General features: G+C 67.7%; 17 protein-coding genes. 8 read left to right on the forward strand and 9 right to left on the reverse strand.

Going from position 1 to position 26,362, the window contains the following annotated elements; translation table 11 throughout:
* The first annotated feature begins 27 nt into the window (after positions 1-27).
* Positions 28-1,218, forward strand: a complete 1,191-nt coding sequence (locus KAQ61_RS16155; RefSeq protein ID WP_210929816.1) for a LysM peptidoglycan-binding domain-containing protein — start codon at positions 28-30, stop codon at positions 1,216-1,218.
* Positions 1,219-1,244: 26 nt separating this feature from the next.
* Positions 1,245-2,393, forward strand: coding sequence for a DNA-processing protein DprA (gene dprA / locus KAQ61_RS16160; RefSeq protein WP_210931958.1), 1,149 nt, complete (start codon positions 1,245-1,247; stop codon positions 2,391-2,393).
* Positions 2,394-2,460: 67 nt separating this feature from the next.
* Here the strand turns inward: dprA and secF are convergent, their stop codons facing one another.
* From secF to KAQ61_RS16180, 4 genes are all read right to left on the reverse strand, one after another.
* Positions 2,461-3,411 carry a protein translocase subunit SecF gene (secF, locus tag KAQ61_RS16165; protein ID WP_043378545.1) on the reverse strand — a complete coding sequence of 317 codons (951 nt, stop codon included), beginning with the start codon at positions 3,409-3,411 and terminating at the stop codon, positions 2,461-2,463.
* A gap of 11 nt (positions 3,412-3,422) precedes the next feature.
* On the reverse strand, positions 3,423-5,303 hold the full coding sequence (gene secD, locus KAQ61_RS16170; RefSeq protein ID WP_210929817.1) for a protein translocase subunit SecD: 1,881 nt from the start codon (positions 5,301-5,303) through the stop codon (positions 3,423-3,425).
* An 86-nt stretch (positions 5,304-5,389) separates the two neighbouring features.
* Positions 5,390-5,725 (reverse strand): preprotein translocase subunit YajC, encoded by a 336-nt coding sequence (gene yajC, locus KAQ61_RS16175; protein ID WP_042418583.1) that lies wholly within the window; start codon positions 5,723-5,725, stop codon positions 5,390-5,392.
* Between the two features lie 291 nt (positions 5,726-6,016).
* The gene (locus KAQ61_RS16180; RefSeq protein WP_210929818.1) at positions 6,017-9,640 is read right to left on the reverse strand and encodes an indolepyruvate ferredoxin oxidoreductase family protein; all 3,624 of its coding nucleotides are present in this window, start codon (positions 9,638-9,640) and stop codon (positions 6,017-6,019) included.
* Positions 9,641-9,900: 260 nt separating this feature from the next.
* On the opposite strand from KAQ61_RS16180, the gene KAQ61_RS16185 reads away from it, so the two are divergent.
* Positions 9,901-10,383: an Lrp/AsnC family transcriptional regulator gene (locus KAQ61_RS16185; protein WP_042418590.1), complete on the forward strand. Its 483-nt coding sequence runs from the start codon at positions 9,901-9,903 to the stop codon at positions 10,381-10,383.
* Positions 10,384-10,426: 43 nt separating this feature from the next.
* On the forward strand, positions 10,427-12,115 hold the full coding sequence (locus KAQ61_RS16190; protein WP_210929819.1) for an MFS transporter: 1,689 nt from the start codon (positions 10,427-10,429) through the stop codon (positions 12,113-12,115).
* A gap of 343 nt (positions 12,116-12,458) precedes the next feature.
* Here KAQ61_RS16190 and mltA read toward each other — a convergent pair whose 3' ends face one another.
* Positions 12,459-13,685 carry a murein transglycosylase A gene (mltA, locus tag KAQ61_RS16195; protein WP_244982920.1) on the reverse strand — a complete coding sequence of 409 codons (1,227 nt, stop codon included), beginning with the start codon at positions 13,683-13,685 and terminating at the stop codon, positions 12,459-12,461.
* Here mltA and KAQ61_RS18990 point away from each other — a divergent pair.
* A complete protein-coding gene (locus KAQ61_RS18990) occupies positions 13,633-13,761 on the forward strand; it encodes a hypothetical protein (RefSeq protein ID WP_255446749.1) in 129 nt (42 codons plus the stop codon). The two genes, mltA and KAQ61_RS18990, sit on opposite strands and share 53 nt — an antisense overlap.
* 129 nt (positions 13,762-13,890) lie before the next feature.
* On the forward strand, positions 13,891-14,553 hold the full coding sequence (locus KAQ61_RS16200) for a YiaD family glycine zipper/OmpA-like lipoprotein (RefSeq protein ID WP_043378535.1): 663 nt from the start codon (positions 13,891-13,893) through the stop codon (positions 14,551-14,553).
* Positions 14,554-14,661: 108 nt separating this feature from the next.
* On the opposite strand, the gene KAQ61_RS16205 is transcribed toward KAQ61_RS16200, so the two are convergent.
* Genes KAQ61_RS16205 through KAQ61_RS16220 form a run of 4 tightly spaced genes read right to left on the reverse strand, consistent with a single transcriptional unit; the run spans position 14,662 to position 22,113 of the window.
* On the reverse strand, positions 14,662-15,300 hold the full coding sequence (locus KAQ61_RS16205; RefSeq protein ID WP_210929821.1) for a response regulator transcription factor: 639 nt from the start codon (positions 15,298-15,300) through the stop codon (positions 14,662-14,664).
* Between the two features lie 5 nt (positions 15,301-15,305).
* Positions 15,306-17,357: a two-component system sensor histidine kinase NtrB gene (locus KAQ61_RS16210; protein ID WP_244982921.1), complete on the reverse strand. Its 2,052-nt coding sequence runs from the start codon at positions 17,355-17,357 to the stop codon at positions 15,306-15,308.
* The gene (locus tag KAQ61_RS16215; RefSeq protein ID WP_210929822.1) at positions 17,348-18,166 is read right to left on the reverse strand and encodes a carbon-nitrogen hydrolase family protein; all 819 of its coding nucleotides are present in this window, start codon (positions 18,164-18,166) and stop codon (positions 17,348-17,350) included. The genes KAQ61_RS16210 and KAQ61_RS16215 overlap by 10 nt, the downstream gene beginning before the upstream one ends.
* The gene (locus KAQ61_RS16220) at positions 18,163-22,113 is read right to left on the reverse strand and encodes a YhdP family protein (RefSeq protein WP_210929823.1); all 3,951 of its coding nucleotides are present in this window, start codon (positions 22,111-22,113) and stop codon (positions 18,163-18,165) included. Before KAQ61_RS16220 ends, KAQ61_RS16215 begins: the two co-directional genes overlap by 4 nt.
* Positions 22,114-22,266: 153 nt before the next feature.
* Here KAQ61_RS16220 and glnE point away from each other — a divergent pair, with 153 nt between their 5' ends.
* Positions 22,267-25,005, forward strand: a complete 2,739-nt coding sequence (glnE, locus tag KAQ61_RS16225; protein ID WP_210929824.1) for a bifunctional [glutamate--ammonia ligase]-adenylyl-L-tyrosine phosphorylase/[glutamate--ammonia-ligase] adenylyltransferase — start codon at positions 22,267-22,269, stop codon at positions 25,003-25,005.
* Between the two features lie 80 nt (positions 25,006-25,085).
* On the forward strand, positions 25,086-26,285 hold the full coding sequence (locus tag KAQ61_RS16230; RefSeq protein WP_210929825.1) for an HD-GYP domain-containing protein: 1,200 nt from the start codon (positions 25,086-25,088) through the stop codon (positions 26,283-26,285).
* Positions 26,286-26,362: the final 77 nt, after the last annotated feature.

Below are 26,362 nucleotides of genomic sequence, written 5' to 3' on the forward strand. Positions count from 1 at the left end.
AGCCTACACCAAGGAGAGGGAAGAAACATGAAGGGAACTGCCACCACGTGGGTCTGGGCCATTGGGACCCTGCTTTGCGGTGCCACGACTGCGGCACAGGCCCAGCCCTCCTTTCCGGTCACCGCGGCGCAGCGCGCCACCGCCCAGCAAGTGGCGCAGCAAGGCGTGCCCCTGGCCGCGCTGAACCCGAATGCCCCCGACAGCTACACCGTGCAGTCCGGCGACACGCTGTGGCGCATTGCCGGGCTGTACCTGCGCCAGCCCTGGCGCTGGCCGGAGCTGTGGGGCATGAACCTGCAGGCGATTGCCAACCCGCACCTGATCTACCCCGGCCAGGTGCTGTACCTGGAGAAATCCGGGGGCTACGCCCGCCTGAGCAGCACGCGCGGCACCGGCACCCCCACCGTGAAGCTGACCCCCCGGGTGCGCAGCGAGAGCCTGTCCGACCTGGCTCTGCCCACACTGCAGATGCACCTGATCGAGCCGTTCCTGAGCGAGCCTCTGGTCGTCGACACCGATACGCTGCAACGTGCACCCCGCATCATCGCCGGCGACAACGAACGCATCATGCTCTCGCCCGGGGATCGGGCCTATGCCCGCGGCCCGGTCGACGCCCCCTTGCTGCACAGCCCCGGCACGTCACGCAGCTACCGTCTGTTCCGCCAGGCCACGCCCGTGCGCGACCCGATCACCAAGGAAATCCTGGGCTACGAAGCCCAGTACCTGGGCCAGGCCGAACTGGAGCGCAGCGAGACCCCGGCCCCGCCCGCACCCGACAAGGCCCAGCGCAGCCCCACCCTGCCGGCCAGCGTGCACATCACCAGGATCAAGGAAGAAATCCTGGCCGGTGACCGCCTGCTGCCCGAGCCGCCCCGCCAGTACCTCAGCTTTGTTCCGCACGCCCCCAAGGAGCCGGTGACCGCCCACGTGGCCTCGCTGTACAGCAGCACCGCCGTGCGCTACGGCACCCAGCACCAGGTGGTGGCCATCAACAAGGGCACCCAGGACGGGGTGGTTCCCGGCATGGTGCTGTCGCTGATGACCCAGGGCCAGACCATGGTCGACAAGACCGACCCGCAACGCGCCACCGTCAAGCTGCCCGACGAGGAAAACGGGCTGGCCATGGTGTTCCGCAGCTTCGACCGTGTGTCCTACGTCCTCATCATGGACATCCAGCACGGCGTTCAAATCGGTGATCGACTGATCTCTCCGCAGTGATGCCCATGGCCGCCGCGCTTCCGCCCCTGGAACACCCGGAGCTGGAAGCCTGGCTGCGCCTGTCCCTCACGCCCGGCGTGGGTAACGCGGCCGCACGCCGCCTGCTGGCACGTTTCGGCTCCGCACCCGCCATCTTCCATGCCTCGGTCGCCGAGCTGCAGGACTGCGTCAGCCTGGCCCAGGCCGCCCAGCTGCGCCATGCGCCCGAAGAATTTGCCCAGGCCCTGTCCACCACTTGGCAGTGGCTGCAGGGGGCCGCTGAGGGTTGCAGCCACGCCCTGGTCACACTGGGTGACGTCCGCTACCCGGACAGCCTGCTGCACATTGCCGATCCCCCGTTGATGCTGTATGTGACCGGGCCGGCACGCTGGCTGCAGCGGCCACAGCCATTGACACACAGCGCCCGCAGCCTGGCGATGGTTGGCTCCCGCAACCCCACGCCCCAGGGGGCTGACAACGCCCGGCAGTTTGCCCACAGCCTAGCCGACATGGGCTGGTGCATCGTCTCGGGCATGGCCCTGGGCATCGACGCCGCCGCGCACGCCGGAGCCCTGGCCGCCGACACCACGGAAGTGCCGACCATCGCCGTCGTCGGCACCGGGGTGGACCGGGTCTACCCGCGCCAGCACAAGCAGCTGGCCCACCAGATTGCCGCGCACGGACTCATGCTCAGCGAGTTCCCGCTGGGCACGCCGCCGATTGCCAGCAACTTCCCCAAGCGCAACCGCATCATCTCGGGGCTGTCCTGCGGCACCCTGGTGGTTGAGGCGGCGCTGGCATCCGGCTCGCTGATCACGGCTCGCACCGCCTCCGAGCAAGGGCGGGAGGTGTTTGCCATTCCGGGCTCCATCCACGCCCCACAGTCCCGCGGCTACCATGCCCTGATCCAGCAGGGCGCCAAGCTGGTCACCTGCGCGCAGGACATCCTGGAGGAACTGCAGGGCCCCAGCAGCCAGCGGCCCCCAGCAGCGAGCGATGCCACGACCCGCCCCCCAGCGGCCGCAGAGTCCCTGCTGCTGCAGGCCATGGGCTACGACCCCATCGGCCTGGATGCCTTGTCCGCCCGCACCGGCTGGGGGGCGGCCGAGTTGCAGGCCCAGTTGCTGGAACTGGAACTGGAGGGCTGGCTGTCCCGCCTGCCCGGCGGGCTGTTTCAGCGCACGGCGCACGGCTGACGCGGCCATGAAAAAAGGCACCCTGGGGTGCCTTTTTGCTGCCGACGACCGGTGGGCCGCCGCGGGGTCAGACCACGGCCCCAGCGTTGGGGTCGTTCGGATCCTGCTCCTGCTTGGTCGGCTTGACCAGGTCTTCGCGCTTGACGCCCAGCCACATCACGATGGCGGCGCCCACGAAGATGGACGAATAGATACCGAACAAGATGCCGATGGTCAGCGCCAGCGAGAAGTAGTGCAGGCTGGGCCCCCCAAAGAAGAACATGGCCAGCACCATGGCTTCGGTCGACGCGTGGGTGATGATGGTCCGGCTCATGGTGGAGGTGATGGCGTGGTTGATCACGGCCTTGGTGTCCATCTTGCGCTGCTTGCGGAAGGTTTCGCGGATCCGGTCGAACACCACCACCGACTCGTTGACCGAGTAACCCAGCACCGCCAGCACGCCGGCCAGCACGGGCAGCGAGAACTCCCACTGGAAGAACGCGAAGAAGCCAAGGATGATCACCACGTCGTGGAAGTTGGCGAATGCGGCGGCCACGCCGAACTTCCACTCGAAGCGGAAGGCCAAGTAGACGATGATGCCCAGCATCACCACGCCCAGGGCCAGCAAACCGTTGGTCACCAGTTCCTCGCCCACGGACGGGCCGACGAACTCGGTACGACGCAGGGTCACCTCGGGGTCCTCGGCCTTCAGCGCCGCCATGACCTGCTCGCTCTGCTGGGCCGAGGTCACGCCCTTTTGCACAGGCATGCGGATCATCACGTCGCGCGCCGTCCCGAAGTTCTGCACCGTCACGTCGGTGTAGCCCTTGGCCTGGATGGTGTTGCGCACCTTCTCCAGGTCGGCAGGCTGGCTGTACGCCACCTCCATGACCGTGCCACCGGTGAATTCCACGGACAGGTGCAGCCCCTTGGTCACCAGGAAAAACACCGCCAGCACGAAAGTGACGATGGAGATCGCGTTGAGCACCAACGCGTGCTTCATGAACGGAATGTCTTTGCGGATACGGAAGAGTTCCATGTCTTCCTCCTTTACTTCGCTTCTTCGACGGCCGAGCCGTCAGGGCGCCAGATGGTGCCGATGGACACGCTCTTGAGCTTCTTCTGGCGGCCGTACCACAGGTTCACCAGGCCGCGCGAGAAGAACACGGCCGAGAACATGCTGGTGGCGATGCCGATGCAGTGCACCACGGCAAAGCCGCGCACCGCGCCGGAGCCGAAGGCCAGCAGGGCCAGGCCCACGATCAGGGTGGTCAGGTTCGAGTCCAGGATGGTGGCCCAGGCACGGTCATAGCCGGCGTGGATCGCCGCCTGCGGCGACATGCCCGAGCGCAGCTCTTCGCGGATGCGCTCGTTGATCAGCACGTTGGAGTCGATCGCCACACCAATCGCCAGCGCCATCGCGGCAATGCCGGGCAGCGTCAGCGTGGCCTGCAGCATGGACAGGATGGCCATCAGCAGCAACACGTTCACCCCCAGCGCCACGGTGGAGAACACCCCGAACAGGTGGTAGTAGATGCACATGAAGATGGCGATGGCGATGAAGCCCCAGACCACCGAGTTGATGCCACGGTCGATGTTCTCGGCACCCAGGCTGGGACCGATGGTGTATTCCTCGATGATTTCCATGGGCGCTGCCAGCGAACCCGCACGCAGCAGCAGCGAGGTGTCATTGGCTTCCACGGTGGTCATGCGGCCCGAGATCTGCACGCGGCCGCCACCGATTTCCGAGCGGATCACCGGTGCCGTCACGACCTCGCCCTTGCCCTTTTCGAACAGGATGATGGCCATGCGCTTGTTGATGTTCTCGCGCGTGATGTCCTTGAAGATGCGGGCGCCCTTGGCGTCCAGCACCAGGTTCACCGTGGGCTCCTGGGTCTGGCTGTCGAAGCCGGGCTGGGCGTCGGTCAGGTTCTCGCCGGTCAGGATGACCTGCTTCTTGACGATCACGGCGTTGCCGTTGCGGTCCAGGTAGCGCTCGGAGCCAAACGGCACGTTGCCCGAGCCCATCTCGGCGGCGCGGCCCTCGGTGGATTCGTCGACCAGGCGCAGCTCCAGGGTGGCAGTGCGGCCCAGGATGTCCTTGGCCTTGGCCGTGTCCTGCACGCCCGGCAGCTGGACCACGATGCGGTCCAGGCCCTGCTGCTGGATCACGGGCTCGGCCACGCCCAGCTCGTTGATCCGGTTGTGCAGCGTGGTGATGTTCTGCTTGAGCGCCTGCTCCTGCACCTTGCGCAGGGATTCGGGCTTGATGGTGGCGCGCAGGCGGCCATCGGCGCCGGTGCTGGCTTCGGCCACTTGCAGGTCCGGGAACTGGTCCGCAATCAGGTTGCGGGCCGCCGTCATGCTGGCTTCGTCGCGCAGGCGGATCTCGATCGCCTGGCCATCGCGGTTGATGCCGCCGTGGCGGATGTTCTTGTCGCGCATCATGGTGCGCAGGTCACCGGCCAGCGAATCGGCACGCTTGGTCAGCGCGGCCTGCATGTCCACCTGCAGCATGAAGTGCACGCCACCGCGCAAGTCCAGGCCCAGGTACATGGGGTGTGCGCCCAGGGACGACAGCCACTGCGGCGAACGCGACACCAGGTTCAGCGCCACGATGTAGGTGGGGTCGGAGGCGTCGGTGATCAGCGCACGCTCGATCACGTCCTTGGCCTTGAGCTGTTCGTCCGGCGTGTTGAAGCGCGCGCGCACGGACGTGCCTTCCAGGCTCAGGATGTCGGGCGACAGCGAGGCCGCCTGCAGCGCGCTTTGCACGCGGGCCAGCACGCCCTCGTCGACCTTGACGGTGGATTTGGCCGAGGACACCTGCACCGCAGGGGCCTCGCCGAAGAAATTGGGCAGGGTGTAGATCACCCCAATGAGTAGCGCGACCACAAGGATCGCGTACTTCCAGACCGGGTATCGGTTCATGATCGCGCTCTATCTCTCACGCAGGAAACAGGGCGCGGCATGCCTGGGAAAGCCCACCGGCCCACTCGATCAGCGAATGCGGCTGATTACTTGACAGAGCCCTTGGGCAGCACCTGCACCACGGCGCTGCGCTGGATCTGCACCTTCACGCCAGACGCGATCTCGATGAACAGGAACTGCTCGTCCAGGTCCACCACGCGGCCCAGGATGCCACCGGCGGTGGCCACTTCGTCGCCCTTGGCCAAGGCTTCCACCATGGAGCGGTGTTCCTTCTGGCGCTTCATCTGGGGACGGATCATCACGAAGTACAGCACCACGAACATCAGCACCAGGGGCAGCATGCCGGTCAGCGAGGACATCATGTCACCGCCACCAGCGGCAGCAGCAGGGGCGGTTTGGGCAAAGGCAGAGGAAATAAACACGGACGAACTCCAAAGCGGAATGGGTCAAAAAAAGAACAGGCCATCCGGCCTGCCAAGCGCTACAGCATAGCCGAGCACAAGTCAACGAAGCATTGTATGCGTGCGCCTTGGGAGCCGCCGGGGCTAAACCTGAGTCCGGGCCGGTGTTTGCCGGCCCGGGTTTTTCAAGCCAAATCGTGCTCTGACGCGCATCCAGCATGCGTGAGCAGCTATGGTTTAAATATTTTCAGCCGGCACGGCCACGCCGCCGTCCGCCGGACGGGGCACGGTGCCCCCCGCGCCCCACCCGTTTCAGGCCCGGTGCTGGGCGCCGGGCTGCGGGGCTTGCCACTGCTGCATCAGCCCCTGCCATTTGCTGCGCGCGGCCACCAGGTGGCGCTCCTTCACGTGGCCGTAGCCGCGGATGTCCTCGGGGATGCGCGCAATCTGCACCGCCAGCTCCAGCTTGTCGGCCGTCAACTGCGGCAGCAGCTGCATGATGCAGTCGCGGTACTCGACGATCAGCGCCCGCTCGGTCCGGCGCTCGGCCGTGCGGCCAAACAGGTCCAGCGGGGTGCCACGCAGCCCCTTGAGCTTGGCCAGCACGCCGAACGCGCTGCGGATCCAGGGCTGGTAGGACTTTTTCACCAGGTGGCCCTGGGCGTCCTTGGCGGCCGACAGCGGGGGCGCCAGGTGGTGCACCAGCTTGTAGTCACCGTCGAACATGTCGGCGATCTTGGCGGTGAAGGCCGGGTCGGTGTGCAGGCGTGCCACCTCGTACTCGTCCTTGTACGCCATCAGCTTGAACAGGTAGCGGGCCACGGCCTCGGTCAGCCGGGTGGAGCTGCCCAGCCGCCCTTCCGCCGCCTGCACCTGGTCCACGAAGCTGCGGTACTGCGCCGCATAGGCCGCGTTCTGGTAGCCCGTCAGGAACTGCTCGCGCTGGGCCACCAGCTCCTGCAGGCCGGTCTTCTTCACGAACTGGATGACCTGGGCCGTGCGGTACAGGGCCTCGACCTCAGCCAGGTTGTGGGCGCAGCGGCGTCCCCACTCGAAAGCGGCCTGGTTGTTCGCCACCTGCACGCCGTTGAGCTCCATGGCGCGCATCAGCGCAGCGCGGGTCAGTGGCACCCGGCCCTTTTGCCAGGCATAGCCCAGCATCAGCGGGTTGGTGTAGATGCTGTCGCCCAGCAGCTGCACGGCGGCCTGCTCGGCGTCAAAGCAGCCGACCAGACCCGGGCCCACGGCCCCGGCGATCGCCGCCTCGCAGCTGCCACCGGGGAACTGCCAGTCGGGGTTGTGCACGAACGCCGCCGTGGGCGTGCCATGGCTGTTCAGCGCCACGAAGGTGCGGCCGTTTTGCATGACCGCCAGCGAGGCCTTGTTGGCCGCCACGATGGGGTCGCAGCCGATCACCAGGTCGGCCTTGGCCATGTCGACCTTGGTGGTGTAGATGGCCTCGGGGCGGTTGGCGATCTGGATGTGGCTCCAGGTGGCGCCGCCCTTTTGCGCCAGCCCCCCGGCGTCCTGCGTGATCACGCCCTTGCCCTCCAGGTGCGCGGCCATGCCCAGCAGGGAGCCAATGGTGATCACGCCGGTGCCGCCGACACCGCCGACCACGATGCCCCAGGCGGTGTGGGCCTTGGGCAACTGGGGTTCGGGGATGGCGGGCAGGGACGACAGATCGCCCTTCTTTTCCTTCTTGGGCTTCTTCAAGGTCCCGCCCTCGACGGTGACGAAGCTGGGGCAGAAGCCGTTGACGCAGGAATAGTCCTTGTTGCAGGTGTTCTGGTTGATGCGGCGCTTGCGCCCGAACGGGGTTTCCACGGGTTCCACCGACAGGCAGTTGGACTGCACCGAACAGTCGCCGCAGCCCTCGCAGACCAGCTCGTTGATAACCACGGTCTTGTCCGGCGTGGCCAAGGTGCCGCGCTTGCGGCGGCGGCGCTTTTCGGTGGCGCAGGTCTGGTCGTAGATGATGGCCGTGCAACCGGGGATGGCGCGGAACTCGCGCTGGATGCGGTCCAGCTCGTCGCGGTGGAAGACCTCGATGCCGGCGGGCAGGTCGTTGATCAGCTCCTGGTGCTGGGCGCGCGCCGGGTTGGCGTCGATGTGGTGCGTGCGGCCATGGTATTTGCTGGGGTCGTCGGTCACCACCACCAGCTTGACCACGCCCTCGGCGCGCAGGCTGTGCGCGATCTGCGCCACGGAGTGGCCCTCGGGCCGCTCGCCCACGGTCTGGCCGCCGGTCATGGCCACGGCGTCGTTGTACAGGATCTTGTAGGTGATGTTCACCCCGGCCGCAATGCTCTGCCGGATGGCCAGCAGCCCGCTGTGGAAGTAGGTGCCGTCGCCCAGGTTGGCAAACACATGCGCTTCCTGGGTGAAGGGCGACTGGCCGACCCAGGTCACGCCCTCGCCGCCCATCTGCGTGAAGGTGCTGGTGTTGCGGTCGGGCATCCAGGTGGTCATGTAGTGGCAGCCAATGCCGGCCACGGCGCGCGAACCTTCGGGCACGCGGGTGCTGGTGTTGTGCGGGCAGCCGCTGCAGAACCAGGGCGTGCGGTCATTGCCGCCGGCGGGCAGCTCGGCCAGGGCCCGCTCGCGCGCGGCGATCACGGCCAGGCGCTGCTCCATGCGCGCCTCGATGTCGGCCGGCACGCCCAGCTTCTTCAGGCGCTTGGCGATGGCCTGGGCAATGATGGCCGGCGTCAGGTCGGCCTTGGGGCGCAACAGCCAGTTCTGGCTGGGGTTGGGCATGCTCCATTCGCCACCGGAATCTTCGCCGGGCTGCTCGTCGAACTTGCCCAGCACGTTGGGGCGCACGTCGGGCCGCCAGTTGTAGAGCTCTTCCTTGAGCTGGTATTCGATGACCTGGCGCTTTTCCTCGACCACCAGGATTTCCTGCAGGCCCTGGGCGAAGTCGCGGGTGATCGACGCCTCCAGCGGCCAGACCACGTTCACCTTGTGCACGCGGATGCCCAGCTGGCGGCAGACAGCATCGTCCAGCCCCAGGTCGACCAGGGCCTGGCGCATGTCGTTGTAGGCCTTGCCGCTGGCGATCAGGCCAAAGCGGTCGTTGGCGCCCTGCACCACGTTGTAGTTCAGCTTGTTGGCGCGCACATAGGCCAGCGCGGCGTACCACTTGTAGTCCATGAGCCGCGCTTCCTGCTCCAGCGGCGCATCGGGCCAGCGGATGTGCAGGCCACCGGGTGGCATCTGGAAGTCTTCGGGCAGGACGATGTTCACGCGGTCCGGATCGACGGCAATGCTGGCCGAGGACTCCACCACCTCCTGGATGGTTTTCATGCCCGACCACAGGCCCGAGAAGCGGCTCATGGCGAAGGCGTGCAGCCCCATGTCCAGGATGTCCTGCACATTGCTGGGGAAGAACACCGGCGTGCCGCAGGCCTTGAAGATGTGGTCGCTCTGGTGGGCGGCGGTGGACGACTTGCTGATGTGGTCGTCGCCCGCAATCGCGATCACGCCGCCATGCTGGGCCGTGCCTGCCATGTTGGCGTGCTTGAACACGTCGGAGCAGCGGTCCACGCCCGGGCCCTTGCCGTACCAGATGCCGAACACGCCGTCGTATTTCTTGGTCTGCGGGTACAGGTCCAGCTGCTGCGTGCCCCAGACGGCCGTGGCGGCCAGTTCCTCGTTGACGCCGGGCTGGAAGACGATGTGCTGGGCCTCCAGGTGCTTTTTGGCCGCCCACAGCGACTGGTCGTAGGTGCCCAGTGGCGAGCCCCGGTAGCCGCTGATGAAACCGGCGGTGTTCAGGCCGTGCTTGGCATCGCGCTGGCGCTGCAGCATGGGCAGGCGCACCAGGGCCTGCACGCCACTCATGAAGGCGCGGCCGCGCTCCAGGGTGTATTTGTCATCGAGCGTGATGCTTTCCAGCGCCCGGCGGGTGACGTCGTCCAGCGGGGCGTTCATTGCACACCTCCTGCGCAGGGGTGTGCACCGTGGTGCCAGAGGTCGCCAAAACGGGCGGGGGCGTGCGCGCGCAGCGCGACGTCATTGCGTGGGGCCTTCATCTGTGTCTCCTGGTGTGAGGCCTGGCTCAGGACCGGCCTCTTCTTGTGTCTGTGTCGATGACGTGAATCAAGTGTAGAAGTCCCGTTCAGGTAAGTGATTGCTTTTTTTGCCCTCCAAATCCAGTATTGAGCAAGAATCTTTCTCAAACAAGGGTTAACGTGAATCAATTGGACAAATTTGACCTGGCCATCCTGACCCACCTGCAGGCCGACGGACGCCTCACCAACGCCGAGCTGGCGCAGCGCGTCGGCCTGTCCGCCGCCCCCTGCTGGCGCCGCGTGCGGGCACTGGAGGCGGCCGGCTACATCCTGGGCTACCACGCCGCCATCGATCGCCACAAGATCGGCCTGGGCGTGCTGGCCTTTGTGCGCATCGATGCGGAAATCAGCTCCGGCGCCCGCACGCGTGAAATGGAAGAGGCCATCCGCGCCATCCCGGAGGTGGTGACCTGCCACTACATCAGCGGCAAGGGCATGTTCGAGTTGCAGGTGGTGGCCAAGGACCTGGAGAGCTTTTCGCAGTTCACGCGCCGCGTGCTGCTGAACCTGCCGAACGTGAAGGACATGCACACCAGCTTTTCGCTGGGCGAGGTCAAGGCCAGCCCCGTCTGGCCAATGCCCCCCGTCCCCTCCGGGCTATAGCGCCCCAGGGCTTGGACCCTGTCCAAACCTGGACTGCAAGAAAATGCCGCTGCCGCGACAATCGCCGGTGATGCCAGACCACCAAGCCCCTCCGTCACACACGCCCCAGCCGGGGCGGATTCTTGAAGAACCGGGTGCCACGCCCAGCACGCAGGCCAGCAAGCCCGTGTCCACCTGGGCGCCGCTGGCGGCCTCGCCCAGCTTCCGCATGCTCTGGGGCGTCACGCTGGCGGCCAATATCTGCATGTGGATGAACGATGTGGCCGCGGCCTGGATGATGACCTCGCTGACCACCTCGCCGGTGCTGGTGGCCCTGGTGCAGACGGCCTCCACGCTGCCGGTCTTTTTGCTGGGCCTGCCCAGCGGCGCGCTGGCCGACATCCTGGACCGCCGCCGCTACGTGATTGCCACGCAATTCCTGGTGGCCACGGTGGCGGTGCTGCTGTGCATCACCGTGGCCATGGGCTGGATGACGGCGCCGCTGCTGCTGGCCCTCACGTTTGCCAACGGCATCGGCACGGCCATGCGCTGGCCGGTGTTCTCGGCCCTGCTGCCGGAGATGGTCAGCAAGTCCCACCTGCCCTCGGCCATGGCCCTCAACGGCGTGGCCATGAACGCCTCGCGCATCATCGGCCCGCTGGTGGCCGGCGGCATCATCGCCAGCCTGGGCAGCGCCTGGGTGTTTGTGCTGAATGCCGTGCTGTCCATCATCTCGGGCATCGTGCTGGTGCGCTGGAAGCGCCACCAGCCCGAGAACCCGCTGGGCCGCGAGCGCCTGCACAGCGCCATGCGCGTGGGCCTGCAGTTCGTCAAGGAATCGCCGCGCATGCGCGCCGTGATCGCGCGCACCGTGGCCTTCTTCTTCATGTCCACGGCCATCATGGCGCTGCTGCCGCTGACGGCCCAGCGCTTCGAGGGGCACTTCGTCGGCGGCGCCGGCACCTTCACCATCCTGCTGGCCTCCATGGGCGCGGGCGCCATCGTCAGCGCCATGTTCCTGCCGCGCCTGCGCCAGGCGCTGGGCGAGAAGCTGGTCATCGTCGGCACCTGCACCATGGCGCTGGCCACCGTGGGCATCGCCCTGGTGCCGCACCTGCTGCTGGCCATCGCCTGCATGATGGTCGCAGGCATGGCGCTGATCTCCACAGCCAACAGCCTGGGCGTGAAGGCCCAGATGGCCCTGCCCAACTGGGTGCGCGCGCGCGGCATGGCTGCCTACCAGATGTCCATCATGGGCGGCACGGCCATCGGCGCGGCGCTGTGGGGCAAGGTGGCCTCGCTGACCAGCGTGCCCACCAGCCTGCTGTGCGCCGCGGCCACCGGCGTGCTGGTGATGCTGCTGGTGCAGCGCCTGGTGACCGAGCGCCAGGCGCTGGAAGACCTGAGCCCCTCCAAGGCCTGGACACCGCCCACGCACGACCAGCCCGAAAGCGGCCGCGTGGTGGTGCAGATTGAATACCGCATCAACCCGGCCAAGGCCAAACGCTTTCGCACGCTGATGCAGGAAAGCCGCCGCAGCCGCCTGCGCCAGGGCGCCGTGGGTTGGAGCCTGCTGCACAGCATGGAACAGCCCGAGCGCTATGTGGAGCAGATCGTGGACGAGTCCTGGACCGAGCACCTGCGCCGCTTTGAACGCGTCACGGCCGCCGACGTGGCCCTGCGCGAGCGCAAGCTGGCCTTCCACGTGCTGGACCAGCCGCCGCGCGTGAGCCGCTTCTTCGAAACCGACTGAAGCACGCCCGGTCGCCCCTGCTGGCGCAGCAAGACACCAACGCCACCCGCGCTGCGCGGCGGGGCCGCAAGCTCGTACGGTGCCTGCCCGCCTGCCCGCCTGCCCGCCTGCCTGCTTGCCGCTTGCCGCTTGCCGCTTGCCGCTTGCGGCGCCATCGTGACCACCTTCCTGCGGTGCGCATGGCCGTGCGCCGCGCTGGCGCGGCACATAAAAGGCTGCCGAAGCAGCCTGGGTGCAGAGGGGGAAAGATTCGCAGAAATGAGAGCTGGCAGCGCTCATCCCACCATGCTTTCAAAGAAAAAACACCTTGAAAGCGCCAGCAGACGCGCGCCAGCCGCTCTGTTTATTGCTGCGGCACCGGCAGGCCCTTGGGCCACAGCGCCCACAGCCGCAGCGGCTGCTTGATGCGCCCGGCCAGATCCCCGGCGCTCTTGCCCCAGCCCATGAAATAGTCGGCCCGCACCGCGCCCACGATGGCGCTGCCCGTGTCCTGCGCCATCACCAGGCGCTTGTACTCCACCTCCATGCCCTTGGAATACAGCCACACCGGCGTGCCATAGGGGATGCTGCCGCGGTCCACCGCGATGGAGCGCCCCGGCGTCAGCGGCACGCCCTGCGCGCCCTTGGGGCCGAAGGCCGCGTCCAGGCCTTCCAGCGGCTCTTCCTTGAAGAACACATAGCGCGGGTTGCTCCACAGCATTTCCTGCACCCGCCCCGGGTTCGCAGCAATCCAGGCACTGATGCCGGGCCAGCTGGCGTCGGTGATCAGGCCCCGGTCCAGCAGCCAGCGGCCCACGCTCTTGTAGGGCTGGTCGTTGGTGCCCGCATACGCCAGACGGATCTGGCGCACGCTGCCATCGGGCTCGGTGATGCGCAGCCGGCCCGAGCCCTGGATGTGCAGCACCAGGGCCTCGACCGGGTCGTTCAGCCAGGCGATCTCGCGCCCGGCCAGCGCGGCCTGGGCCTCCGGCAACGTCTCGATCTGCTGGCGCGTGTACCAGGGCTTGCGTGTGCCCAAGCTCTGCGGCGTGCGGTACAGCGGGATGTTGAACTCGGCCGTGCGCACGCGCGAGCCGACCATCTCGGGCTCGTAGTACGAGGTCAGCATGCCTTCCGAGCGGCCATCCAGCGACTCCACGCGGTACGGCTGCAGCTGCGTCTGCAGCCAGTGGCGCTGCTCGGCCGGGCTGGCAATGCTCAGGCGGCGCACGTCCTTGCACAGGCCCGCCAGGGCGGCGTGGGGCCGCTCGCAGTTGCGCAGCCAGGCGTTCCAGGCTTCGTGCAGGGCATCGTCGTCAAAGCCCGGCAGCTCGGCCCAGCGCACCGGCAGCCAACGGCTCTTGGCGCGCTGCGAGGGCGGGCCCAGCGGGGCCGTATCAATGACCGCCCCCGTGGGGAAACTGGTGCTCGGACCGTCTTGGGAGGAGGTGGCAGGGGGGACGCGGGGGCCGGAGGAGCAGGCGGCGAGGGTGCCTACAATCAGCGCCATCGACACACGAAGCAGGAGAGATACGGTCATGGGCCTGATTTTGCTTGAAGCTTTGCTGGCTTTGGTGATTTTGCTGGGCATTGTCTGGTGGACCATGTTCCAGGGTCGCAGCAAGGGGGAACTGCCCCCCCAGGACGAGCCCCGCGACCCGCACTGAGGCCGCACGGCGAGGGCAAATTCCTACGCCCGGCATCAGGTGTGACCGATAGACCTGACCATGGCGATTCACACAATGGTCCCACGCACGGCGCGACACCGCCGTGCCACCATGAAAAGGAATACAACCATGCGCAAGAATCTGACCCTGGCCGCCACCGTGGCGGCCGCCCTCATCCTCTCCGGCTGTGCCGCGGACGGCACCTCGGGCATGAGTGACACCCAAAAACGCACCGCCATCGGCACCGGGGTGGGCGCACTCGCCGGCGCCGCCATCAGCGCGGCCACCGGGGGCAAGGCCGGTGTCGGCGCCGTGGCGGGCGCCGCCGTGGGCGGCATTGGCACCTACATCTGGTCGCAGAACCAGGAAAAGCGCAAGCAGGAAATGCAGGCGGCCACCCAGGGCACCGGCGTCAACGTGGTGCAGACCGCGGACAACCAGTTGAAGCTGGAGATCCCCAGCGACATCTCGTTCGACACCGGCCGCTACGACATCAAGACCAACTTCGCCCCCATCCTGGACCGCTTTGCCGAAGGCCTGCGCACCAGCCCGAATGCCGAAGTGCGCATCGTCGGCCACACCGACAGCACCGGCTCGGACGCCATCAACAACCCGCTGTCGCTCAACCGTGCCAACAGCACGCGCGACTACCTGATGATGCGCGGCGTCAGCGGCAGCCGCATCCACACCGAGGGCCGCGGCTCCTACCAGCCGATTGCCTCCAACAGCACGAACGAAGGCCGCGCCCGCAACCGCCGCGTGGAAATTTTTGTCGGCGAGCGCGCGCAGTAACGCACCAAAAAGCATAGCTATTGGCGCTTGACAGACAAGCGCCAGACAGCAAAAAGGCTCTGAATGATTTCAGAGCCTTTTTTGATGGCGGGGGCGCCCCAGGCCGCGTTACAGCTGGCCGTGCGCGCGCAGCAGGTTGGCCAGTTCCACGGCCGATTTGACCTGCATCTTGTCGAAGACGCGGGCGCGGTGCACTTCCACCGTGCGCACGCTGATGTCCAGCTGGTCGGCAATCAGCTTGTTGGGCACGCCCTCGACCACCAGCTGCATCACGCCGCGCTCGCGGTCGGTCAGCTCGCTCAGGCGGCTGAGCAGCACATGGCGCAGGGCCGTGGCCTCCAGGTACTGGGCCGACTGCTGCAGCGCCTGCTCGATGCGGTCGACCAGCACATTGTCCGAAAACGGTTTTTCACAGAAGTCGAAGGCGCCCTGCTTGACGGTCTGCACGGCGGTCGGCACATCGGCGTGGCCGGTCAGAAAGATCACGGGCACGGTCTGGATCAGGCCCTCGCGCTGCTTGAGCAGGTCGAACAGCGACAGGCCGGTCATGCCCGTCATGCGCACGTCCAGCAACAGGCACTGGGGATGGCGGGGCACGGGGCGCTCGGCCAGCATGGACAGAAAGTCTTCGGCGCTGGCAAAGCTCTCGCTGTACAGGCGCCGCGAACGCAGCAGCCACGCCAGGGCGTCACGCACATCCGCATCGTCATCCACGATATACACCGTGGCATTGGTCACAGGTTCCATGGGAATCAGCTTAACTGGTCTTGAAGGCCCGCCACCGGCAGGCTGAAGGTAAACACCGTGCCCCGTGGGGCATTCGCGGCATGGCGCAATTCTCCACCGTGCTGCTCCAGCACGGTGCGGCACATGCTCAACCCCAGGCCCATGCCCTCGTCCTTGGTGGTGAAGAAGGGGGTGAACAGCTGCTCGGCCACCTCGGGCGGAATGCCGCAGCCCTGGTCCTCGACCGCGAACACCACGCGCTGCGCGGCGTCGTCCCACAAGGCGCGCATGTGCAGCGCCTTGTGCGATGGCGGCGCCTGCTCCATGGCCTGCATGGCGTTGCGCGCCAGGTTCAGCAGCACCTGCTCGATCATGGTGGCGTCGCAGACCACGGGTGGCAGGCGCGGCTCGATGTCCACCTGCACCTGCACGCCCAGCTTGCTGGCCTGCATGCGCACCAGGGGCATGACGGCATCCAGCAGCTCGGTGGCGGTGATGCCTTCGTGCGTCTGGCTGCGGCGGCGCACAAAGTCGCGCACGCTCTTGATGACCTTGCCCGCACGGTCAGCCTGGAAGGCGATGCGCTGCATGGCCGAGCGCAGCTCGTGCAGGCGCTGGCGCAGGGCCCCAGCCTCCAGCCGGTCCAGGTCGCCATCCTGCGCCAGCAGGTTCAGCGAACCATTGGCGTAGCTGGACATGGCCATCAGCGGCTGGGTCAGCTCGTGGCTGAGCAGCGAGGCCATTTCCCCCACCGTGGCCAGGCGCGCCGTGGCCTGCAGGCGTTCGTGGGAGGCCCGGGTCAGCTCCTCCATGCGGCGCTGCTCGGTGATGTCGATGAAGGCACTCATCCAGCCGGTCTGCTGGCCCTGGGCATTGATCAGCGGGGCTTCGAAGATCAGCACCGGAAAACGCGTGCCATCCTTGCGCATGAACACCGACTCATGGCCTTCGCGCGCCGCCGGAATGGCCCCGGCCAGGCGCCGCGCCTGCCGGCGCACGTATTCCTCGGCCAGCTCGGGCGGCCAGTAGGGGGCAAAGCTCTGCCCCAGCAGCTCTTCAGCGCTGAAGCCCACCATGGCACAGAACGCCGGGTTGACGTAGCTGATGCGGCCCTGCAGGTCGCGCGCGCGCAGCCCGGTGATGAGCGAGTCCTCCATCGCCTTGCGGAAGGCCAGGGCGTCGCCCAGGTCGCGCTCGGCCCGCAGGCGGCGGCGGTTGTCGCGCACCAGCACCACCAGCACCGAGCCCAGGGCAATCGCCATGCCGGTGACCAGGGCCGTCAGCACGTTCGGGAACACGCTGGGCGCACGGTGCCAACTGTCCATCCGCAGCACCATGGTGTTACCCGGCAGGTCCAGCAGGTGCTGGGCCGTGAACACGCGCGAGCCGCGCCAGGCCGCGCCGACCAGGGCCAGGCGCGTGCCGTCGGGCTCGGTGAACGAGACTTCCTGGCTCTGTGTAAGGTTCTTGCTGACCTGGGTGGTCAGGATGTTCTGCAGCGAATAGGTGCCCACCATGTAGCCCTTGATGTGGCCGGCCTCCATCTGCGGCAGGCACACCTCCATCAGCTCGGCGCCCATGGCCTCGCCCAGGATCTGGAAGTAGCTGGGCGAATACGACGGGCTGCTGGTGCGCTTGGCGTTGGCGCAGGCCGTCACCGCGTGGCTGAAGGATTCCTCGCGCAGGTCGGTGTCCCACACCACCGAGCGGTAGGGTGTTTCCGCCACCTGGCGGATGTCCATGTCCTCGCCGCGCCACTCCACGCGCAGCAGTTCACGGCGCACCTGCAGCATCTCGGCCACGCGCACGCTCCACTGCTCGGGCGTGACGTGCAGGGCGTTCACCGCCTGCAGGTCCTGCAGGTTGCGCCCCAGCGCGGAGCGGATCTCGACCACCGCCTGCGCGGCGTCGCGCTCCAGCTTGTCCTGCACCTGCGAGGCTTCGTAGCGCCCGGCCAGCCAGACCATGATGATGAGCATGCCGGCCACCAGCACGACCAGCAGGGTCCACAGGGACCAGCGGCGCCAGGCACTGTGCCAGCGCTGCCAGGGCCAAGGTTGCAGCGGATTTACAAACAACGGTGCTCCAGGGCAGGCAGGCGCTGGCGCACCTGCTGCAAAAATGAGAGTTCCAAGACGGCGTAGCTGATGCCCGGCCCGGCTTGTTCCTGCTGGGCCACGATCTGCCCCCAGGGATCGACCACCATGCTCTGGCCCCAGGTCTGGCGCCCGTTCGGGTGCTTGCCGCCCTGGGCGGCCGCCAGCAGCCAGCACTGGTTTTCAATCGCCCGCGCGCGCAGCAGCACCTCCCAGTGCGCCTGGCCCGTGGTGTGGGTGAAGGCCGCCGGCACCAGCAGAATGTCGGCCCCCAGGGCCGCATGCTGGCGGTACAGCTCAGGGAAGCGCAGGTCGTAGCACACGCTCAACCCCAGCTTCCAGATCTGGCCGCTGCGGTCCGTGATCGCCGCCACCACGGGCGTGGCCCCGGGCTCGATCACGGCGGTCTCGTCGTAGCGCTCGCTGTCCGTCGCAAAGCGGAACAGGTGGATCTTGTCGTAATGCGCCACCTGCCGGCCTTGCGGGTCGTACAGCAGGCTGGTGTTGCGCACCTTGCGGGCGTCCGCGCCGCGGATCGGCACCGTGCCGGCCACCAGCCACACGCCGTGCGTGGCGGCCATCTGCCCCAGCGCCTGCTGAACCGGGCCGGTGCCCAGCGGCTCGGCCCATGCCAGCTTGTCGGTGTCGCGCCAGCCCATGCCGCAAAAATACTCGGGCAGCACCAGCAGCTCGGCCCCTTCGCTGCTGGCCTGGGCCACCAGTTGCTGCGCCGCACGCAGGTTCTCCGCGACGTCGGGGGTGGAGACCATTTGCAAGACCGCGACTTTCATGGGCGTCCTCCGGGTGGGGTGGTAGGGGCCTCACTGGCCGCCGGGGCGGCGGCCGGGCGTTTGCGCACGGGATCGAACACGGGGTCGCTCCAGGTGCCGTGCAGGTGGAAGGTGCGCGTGGCCGCCTCCATCAGCGGCCCGCGCAAGAAGACCTGGGCCAGGAAGCTGCCCAGACCGATCACCGGGTTGATGGCCGTGGCCGCCAGCGACGCCGTCATGGCGTTGATCTCGGGCACCACCACCACGGTCACGTCCTGCGTCTCGTCCACCAGGCTGGCCTGGCCTTCCATCAGCACGGCGGCGTTCAAACCCTTCATCTGCAGGTTGTTGGTGCGCGCCACGCCCTGGACCACGTTCACGTCGCCGCGGATGAAGTCAAAGGCAAAGCCCTGGCTGAAGACATCGCGGAAATCCAGGGTCACCCGGCGCGAGAGTGACTGCAGGCTGAGCACGCTGAGCAGCTTGCCCATGCCGGGCTCCGCCTTCAGGAACTGCCCCTTGTCCACCTGCAGGTGCACTGCCCCGTCCATGCTCGGCCAATGCGGCGTGATGGGCGAACCGCGCCAGGCGATGTGGCCGCTCAGCTGGCCGCGGCCATCGCGGATCACACCTTCCATGCCGAAGCGGTCCAGCAGTTGCCCGGCGCTGTCCATGTCCAGCAGAAAGCTCAGGTGCGTGGTGCGCGCAGCACCCGGGCGTGCCGCGCCCCAATAGCCATTCGCCTTCCAGCGGGCCTCCTTGGTGGTGAGCTGGAATTGCTCCAGCAGCCACTCCCGCCCTGCCTCGCCGGCGCGGTTGCGGGCCTGCAGCGACAGCTGCCCCAGGGCCTTGCCCGCAATCTCCAGGCGCTCCACCTGGATATCCAGGGCCGGCAGGCTGTCCGGATCTACGTCGTCGGGCGGTGCCTGGTCCAGGCGCTGCGCCTCGGCCTTGGGGATCGACAAGTGGGACAGGCGCGCAAACAAGCGCCCCGTGCTGCCGCCCGCACTGGCGGAGCGGTATTCGACATAGCCGCCAAACTGCTGGGCCTGCAATTGGCCGCGCCAGGTGTCGCCGCTGTGCACCAGGTCGGCCTGGACGCCGACCAGCTCGCGCTGGCGCAGCAGCAGGCGCGGCACGCGCAGCTCCAGGCGCTGGGGCAGGTAGCCCTGTGCCTGTGCCGGCACGGCGCTGGCGCCACTGCCGCCGCCCGCGTCCAGCACCGCCAGCCAGGCATCGGCATCCAGCGTGGGCCACTGCACCTGGGCCACCACACCGCTGTCGGGCAGGCCCTGCTTGGGCCAGTCGCCCAGCACGATGCGCCCGGCGAGCACCCGGGCCGGTTCGACGGACACGTCCTGGGCATACACCACCTGGCCGCGCCCGGCCACCTCCACCCGCAGCTCCTGGCGATGGGCGGCATCCAGCGTCTGCGTCACTTCGAGCCCCAGGCTGTCCTCGGCAGGCTTGTTCAGCGGAGCCGGCAAACGCAGGGCCAGGCCGCGCAGGTCCGAACGTACGACCACCGTCTGCTGCCCTTGCTTGGCCACCACGCTGACGCTGTAGGCGGCCCGGCCCTCGGCATGCTCCGCCAGCTGCGTGGCCACCGGCAAGCTGCCATCCTTCTTTAGCCCCTGGGCCGTGGCCTGCCCCTGGGCCTGGATGCGCACGCCGTCCTTCACCGAGGCCATGCCGCCGTCCAGCTTGATCGTTCCGCCCAATGACTGCCCCTGCACCCCGGCCAGGGCAAAGCCCTGGTCGCTGAAGCGCACCTCGCCCCCCAACTGCTGCAGCAGCGGCGTGGAGGCGGTCAATTGCAGGCTGTTGCCGCGCAAGCCCAGGCGCCCCTGCACCCGGGTGCGCTCCAGGTGGTCAATCGGCAGGTCCAGCTCAAACGCCAGGCTGGCCGGACCCTGGGCCTTGGCCGTGTCCAGCGCATGCTCGGTCATGGCGGCCAGGGGCGAGGTCTGCACCACGCCCAGCAGCGCCTGCAGCGGTGCCTGGCCCGCGACCTTGAGCGTCAGGTGCGGGTGGTTCAGATCGGGAATGCGCGCCTCGATGCTGTCCATGCGCAAGGCGCCCTGCCCCTGGAAGCCGGTGTGCGCCTGCTGCACCACCATGCCGTTGCCCTCGAACACCAGCGTGCCGCTCAGATCCTGCAGCACCGGCCACGGAAGGTGACCCGCCCCCAGCAGCCGCTGCGGGGCGAAGTCGTAGACCACGTTGCGCACCGGCGCCTGGATGTAGAAACGCCCGCTGCCCGGCTGCTCGAACGGCATGTCGTGCAGGTTGCCGCGCACCTCGAACTGGACCTTGCGGCCCTCGCCCTGGCGCACGCTGTCGCGCACATAGTGGCGCGCCAGCTCCGGCACCTCCAGCGGCAGGTAGCGGTGCACGCGCGCACCGTCGGCCCGCTCCAGCTCCCCAGTCAGCTGCAGGTAGCCGGGCAGGCGGTCTTCCGGTGTCTCGCCCATGCGCCAGCTGCCTTGCGCCTGGCCCTGGGCATCGGCATTGGCAAAGCGGAGGGTGGGCACATCCAGCCGGAGGTGGCCACGGTCCACCCGCCAGCGCACCTGCGCCTGCAGCGTGTCCATCGGGATCGCCGGCTCCTCGAACACCCCGGGGAAGTGCAACACCCCGGATTGCAGATCCAGGCTGGCCTTGCCACCGCGCTCGTCCAGCTCAAAGGTGGCATTCAAGCCCTCGACCCCGGGCAATCCGGTCCCATGCTCAGCCGGCTGCGGTTGGACCACCAGGCCGCTGACACGTCCACGCGCCTGGTAGTCGGTGGGCGAGGCCCATTCCAGTTGCAGTTGCCGCACGGCGCCTTCGGGCTTCCAGCGCTGCAAAGGGGCCAGCACCTCGGCCGGCACCGGCAAGGCCTGAACCACCTGCGCGGCCATGGCGATGTCGGCATAGTCCAGGGACACCTGGGTGCGCGGTTGTGCCGCAGGCCCCGAGGTGCGTACCTCCCAGTTGCTGCTGGGCCAGTGCTGGCCATCCACCTGGACAAAGCTGAAATTCTGGCCGGACAGCCGCCAGGCCTGGTCCTGCCAGTCGGCCTGCAGCCGGCCGTGCAACTGCTGCAGCTGCAAGGCCGGTACCTGGCGGTCGCGCCACTGGATCTGAGCCTGGGGCAGGGCCACGTCGGCCGACACGCCCACCGGTTGACCGCGGGCCACATCGACCCAGACGCGCACCGCGCCGCGGGCCTCGATCGCCTGGATGCCCCAGGCCTGGGGCCAGGGCAAGGCCGGTACCTGGCGCATCTGCAAGGCGGCATACCACTGGCCATTCCAGCGCTGCCACGGGGGCAGGGACGAAGGCAGCAGCGGCTGGCGGAATTCCCCCACCACCTGCATGCGCTCGCCCTCCCCTGCCACGGGGGTGGCGTCCATGCGCAGCACGTGGTGCCAGTGGCGGTTGCGCACCACCACCTCCACATCGCGCCATTGCGTGGCCTCGGGGGACTGCTGTTCATCGGTGAACTGCACCACGCCACGCTGGATCACCAGCTCGGGCTGCTCCAGCAGCCACTCCAGGGCCCGGTTGTCCTGCGTGGCGTCGCTGGAAACCACGTCCAGGCCCGCGACCTGCCAGCGCCCGTCCTGCAGGTGGCGCACGTCCAGCTCGGGGGCGTCGATATACAGCTGCTCCAGCCCCAGGCGCAGCACCGAGCGCGCCGACACCGTCACCACCACGCGCTGCAGCTTCAGCGCCTGGCGCTGCTGCGGGTCCAGGATGGACACACCGGACAGCTCGATGGTCGGGAACAGGCCTTCCGAGTGCGCCGTGAGAGCATCGATGCGCACCGGAGCCCCCAGGGCTTGCGTCGCCAAACGTTCCACTTGCCCGCGCCACTCACCAATTCGCGGCACAATGAATCCGTGCAGAGTCCCCCACACGCCGACCAGCACCAGCCAGAACGCCAGCACCAGCCCCTGGGTCCAGCGAGCCACGCGGGCCACGAGGTGCAGCTTTCTTGAAGGAGGGGGAGGGCTCAGATCGATCATTCGTGGGTTCACCAGTGGCTGGAATTATCGCCCGCTTGCTCCGACCAGGGCAGGACATCCCGGGTAACGTCCACAGGACGCCGTGAACTCGCACAACCAGCGCCAAGCATGCAGATCGCCGACCATATTCCGACGCCCGCGACAAGCCCCGCCGCCCATTCGCGCTTCTGGCAGCGCCTCCACCGCCGCTATGGCGACGTGCTGGCGTTGCTGCCCCCCGGGGCGCCCACACGGCAGACCCTGGAACAGGCGCTGCAGGCGCTGCAGGCGCAGGGCCACCCGCTGTCGGCCGCCCTGCGCATGCTGCGGCAACTGGCGATGGAGCGCCTCATGGCGCTGGACTGCAGCCAGCAGGCCGACCTGGCCACCATCACCCAGGGGGTCACCGCCCTGGCCGAACTGGCGCTGGACCGCGCCTGCCAGCAGACGCGCCAGGAACTTGACGAGCGCCATGGCCCGCTGCTGGGCGCCGACGGCCAGGCCGTGCCCCTGTGGATCATCGGCATGGGCAAGTTGGGCGCCCGCGAGCTGAATGTCTCCAGCGACATCGACCTGATCTATGTCTACGAGCACGAAGGCGAGACCCAGGGCCAGCCCGACGGACGCGGCAAGATCAGCAGCCACGAATACTTCGGCAAGGCCGTCAAGGCGATCTACAGCCTGATCGGCGACACCACGGAACATGGCTTCGTCTTCCGTGTGGACTTGGCGCTGCGGCCCCACGGCAACTCCGGCCCGGCGGCCATCAGCCTGTCGGCGCTGGAGGACTACCTCCAGGTCCATGGCCGCGAGTGGGAGCGCTTTGCCTGGCTCAAGAGCCGCGTCGTGGCGCCGACCGCCAGCATCAAGGCGCCTAATGTCCAGGCCCTGCGCTCCGTGGTCCTGCCCTTCGTGTTCCGCCGCTACCTGGACTACAACGTCTTTGACGCGCTGCGCAGCCTGCACCGCCAGATCCGCGAACATGCGGCCCGCCGCAGTGCCGGCCACCCGGAGCGTGCCAACGACGTCAAGCTCTCGCGCGGTGGCATCCGGGAGATCGAATTCACGGTCCAGCTGCTGCAGGTGGTGCGCGGCGGTCAGTTCCCGGAACTGCGCTGCCGCCCCACCCTCGAAGCCCTGCAGCGCCTGGCCCGCGCCAACCTGATGCCGCAGGACACCGCCGACCAGCTGGCCCAGGCCTACACCTTCCTGCGCAACGTGGAGCACCGCATCCAGTACCTGGACGACCAGCAAACCCACGTGCTGCCGACGCGCGACGAAGACCTGGAATGGATCGCCCACACCATGGGCTATGCCGACACCCGCAGCTTCCTGCTGCAGCTGGATGCCCATCGCGAGCTGGTGGCCCAGGAGTTCGACACCCTGCTGGGCAGCAACCAGTCCGACGGCTGCAGCAGCGGCATGTGCGGCGGACCGCGCGCGCCGCAGAAGACCCCGGCCCCCGAGCTGGACACCCTGATCGAGCAGATTCCGCCGCTGATGGCCGCGCGCGTGGCCGAATGGCGCGAGCACCCCAAGGTGCGGGGCCTGCGCGACGAAGCCCGCAGCCGCCTGTTCCGCCTGGTGCAACAAACCGCCCAGCGCGTCAGCCAGGGACAGCTGGAGGAGACGGCCGCCATCCGCTTCATCAACTGGCTGGAGCCCTTGCTGCGCCGTGAAAGCTACCTGGCACTGCTGCTCGAACGTCCCTCCGTCATCGACCGGCTGCTGCACCTGCTGGGGGCCGCCAAATGGCCGGCGCGCTACCTGCTGCAGCACCCCGGGGTGATCGACGAGCTGGCCAGCGAGCAGCTGTTCACCGAACGCTTTGTCGCCGCCGACTTCGAGCACGAGATGGCGCTGCGCCTGGCCGCCCTGGAGAGCACCGGCGAGGACGACGACGAGAACCTGCTGAACCTGCTGCGCCGCGCCCACCATGCGGAAACCTTCCGCACCCTGGCCCGCGACGTGGAAGGGGCCATCACGGTGGAGCAGGTGGCCGACGACCTCAGCGCCCTGGCCGACAGCGTGCTGCGCGTGACCGCCCAGTGGTGCTGGAAGCGCCTCAAGCAGCGCCACCGCGACACCCCCAACTTCGCCATCGTGGGCTACGGCAAGCTGGGCGGCAAGGAGCTGGGCTACGGCAGCGACCTGGACATCGTCTTCATCTTCGACGATGCCGATGAGAACGCCCCGGAGATCTACACCGCCTGGGTGCGCAAACTGATCAACTGGCTGACCGTCAAGACCGGTGAGGGCGACCTGTTCGAGATCGACACGGCGCTGCGCCCCAACGGCAATTCCGGCCTGCTGGTCAGCAGCTTCCAGTCCTACTCCGACTACCAGCAGCAGCGCGGCAGCAACACCGCCTGGACCTGGGAGCACCAGGCCATGACCCGCGCGCGCTTCGTGCTGGGCAGCGATGACCTGCGCCAGCGCTTCGATGCCGTGCGCGAGGCCGTGATCACTGCCCCACGCGATCCCCAGTCGCTGCAGGAAGAAATCGTCAGCATGCGCGAACGCGTGCGTGGCGCCCACCCGGTGCGCAGCGCCCTGTTCGACGTCAAGCACAGCCCGGGCGGCATGGTGGATGCGGAATTTGCCGTGCAATACTTGGTGCTGTCCCAGTCGGGCCAACACCCTGAATTGATCGGCAACGTCGGCAATATTGCCTTGTTGCAGCGCGCCGAAGCAGCCGGGCTGCTGCCCGAAGGGGTGGGCCAGCACGCCGCCACCGCATACCGCGAACTGCGCCGCATCCAGCACAAATCGCGCCTGGATGAGGGCAATGGCCAGGTCCCCGAGGCCACCGTGGCCCAGCACCGTGACGCCATCCTGGCGCTGTGGCATGCCGTCTTCCAGCGTTGAAACCTGGCATTGCGGGGTCTGCCCGCTAAAGACGCTCGCCCAAAAATGTAAAAATATGTTCAACCCTGTTTGTTGTTGCAATGAAACTCGTTGAACTCAATTTAGCGACCATCCCTTTTGGTCAGCCCATCCCGTTCGCACTGCGGGGCGTTGGCGGCAGCCTGCTGGCCAACAAGGGCTTCGTCATCCGCTCGGCCGAGGATCTGCGCATCCTGCTGGCCCGCGGGCAAACCTTGTTCGTCGACACCGACGAGTCCGGCGACAGCTACCGTGCCTTTCTGGCCCAGATCCAGTCGCTGCTGCTGTCGGACAAGCCGCTGAACCAGATCGCCAACATGACCATGCAGACCACCGCGCCCCCCGTGGAAAGTCTGCGTGATTCCGGGCCTCCGGCCTGGCGTGAGTGGCAGCTGGGCCTGACCCAGCTGCTGCGCAACCCCCAGCCCGGCGACTTTGCCCAGCGCTTTGAAGACCTGTTCAGCGCACTGAACCAGTACCTGCTCAAAACCACGGACGGCACCTTGCTGGCCCTGATGCAGATGTCGGCCGAGGAAACGCGCTACTACAGCGCCACGCATGCCATGCTGACGGCCGTGGTCTGCATGACGGCCGCCCGCGAAACCCTGCGCTGGCCGGACAACCGGGTGCTGCCGTTGGGGCGCGCCGCGCTGAGCATGAACATCGGCATGGCCCAGTTGCAGGATGACCTGGCGCAGCAGACCGCGCCGCTGAGCCCGCAGCAGGCCCAGGAGATCGACACCCACTCGGACAGCTCGGTCGCCATCCTGCGCCGCATGGGCATCAGCGACCCGCTGTGGCTGGACGCCATCCGCGCCCACCACCACCGCGCGCCCGGCAAGCTGGCGGAAAAGACCCTGGGGCAGCAGATGGCCCGGCTGATCCAGCGCGCCGACATCTTCGGCGCCCGGATCGCCCCGCGCGCCAACCGCGACCCCATGTCCGTCACCTCGGCCATGCAGGCCAGCTACTACGACGAGACCAAGTCCATGGACGAAGCCGGCGCCGCCCTGGTCAAGGCCCTGGGCATCTACCCACCCGGCGCCTGGGTCCGGCTGGCCAGCGGGGAGACCGGCGTGGTCATCCGCCGCGGTGCCTCGGCGGCCACGCCGCGCGTGGCGGTGCTGCTCAATCGCGATGGCATGGCCACCGGAGAGCCGATCCCGCGCGACACCGCCCAGGCGGCCTGGAAGATTGTCAGCCCCGTCGCACACAAAGAAGTGCGTGTTCGCCTACCACTGGAAAAACTGCTGGCTCTATGATGGCCCGAAGCAACACCCAGGCAGAAAAATTTTGGGAACTTTCCCCGAACTGCCTGCTCTGACTGCTTGACAGGGAT

The organism is Comamonas aquatica, assembly GCF_018064205.1.
GTDB lineage: Bacteria > Pseudomonadota > Gammaproteobacteria > Burkholderiales > Burkholderiaceae_C > Comamonas > Comamonas aquatica.

Bases quoted from the DNA above. Each gene is read 5' to 3' on its own strand.
- mltA (WP_244982920.1), bottom strand. From the start codon at position 13,685: ATGCCCAGCAAAATCACCAAAGCCAGCAAAGCTTCAAGCAAAATCAGG.
- KAQ61_RS16215 (WP_210929822.1), bottom strand. From the start codon at position 18,166: ATGAAAGTCGCGGTCTTGCAAATGGTCTCCACCCCCGACGTCGCGGAG.
- KAQ61_RS16190 (WP_210929819.1), top strand. From the start codon at position 10,427: ATGCCGCTGCCGCGACAATCGCCGGTGATGCCAGACCACCAAGCCCCT.
- KAQ61_RS16230 (WP_210929825.1), top strand. From the start codon at position 25,086: ATGAAACTCGTTGAACTCAATTTAGCGACCATCCCTTTTGGTCAGCCC.
- KAQ61_RS16200 (WP_043378535.1), top strand. From the start codon at position 13,891: ATGCGCAAGAATCTGACCCTGGCCGCCACCGTGGCGGCCGCCCTCATC.
- KAQ61_RS16205 (WP_210929821.1), bottom strand. From the start codon at position 15,300: ATGGAACCTGTGACCAATGCCACGGTGTATATCGTGGATGACGATGCG.
- KAQ61_RS18990 (WP_255446749.1), top strand. From the start codon at position 13,633: ATGGGCCTGATTTTGCTTGAAGCTTTGCTGGCTTTGGTGATTTTGCTG.
- secF (WP_043378545.1), bottom strand. From the start codon at position 3,411: ATGGAACTCTTCCGTATCCGCAAAGACATTCCGTTCATGAAGCACGCG.
- secD (WP_210929817.1), bottom strand. From the start codon at position 5,303: ATGAACCGATACCCGGTCTGGAAGTACGCGATCCTTGTGGTCGCGCTA.
- KAQ61_RS16155 (WP_210929816.1), top strand. From the start codon at position 28: ATGAAGGGAACTGCCACCACGTGGGTCTGGGCCATTGGGACCCTGCTT.
- glnE (WP_210929824.1), top strand. From the start codon at position 22,267: ATGCAGATCGCCGACCATATTCCGACGCCCGCGACAAGCCCCGCCGCC.
- KAQ61_RS16180 (WP_210929818.1), bottom strand. From the start codon at position 9,640: ATGAACGCCCCGCTGGACGACGTCACCCGCCGGGCGCTGGAAAGCATC.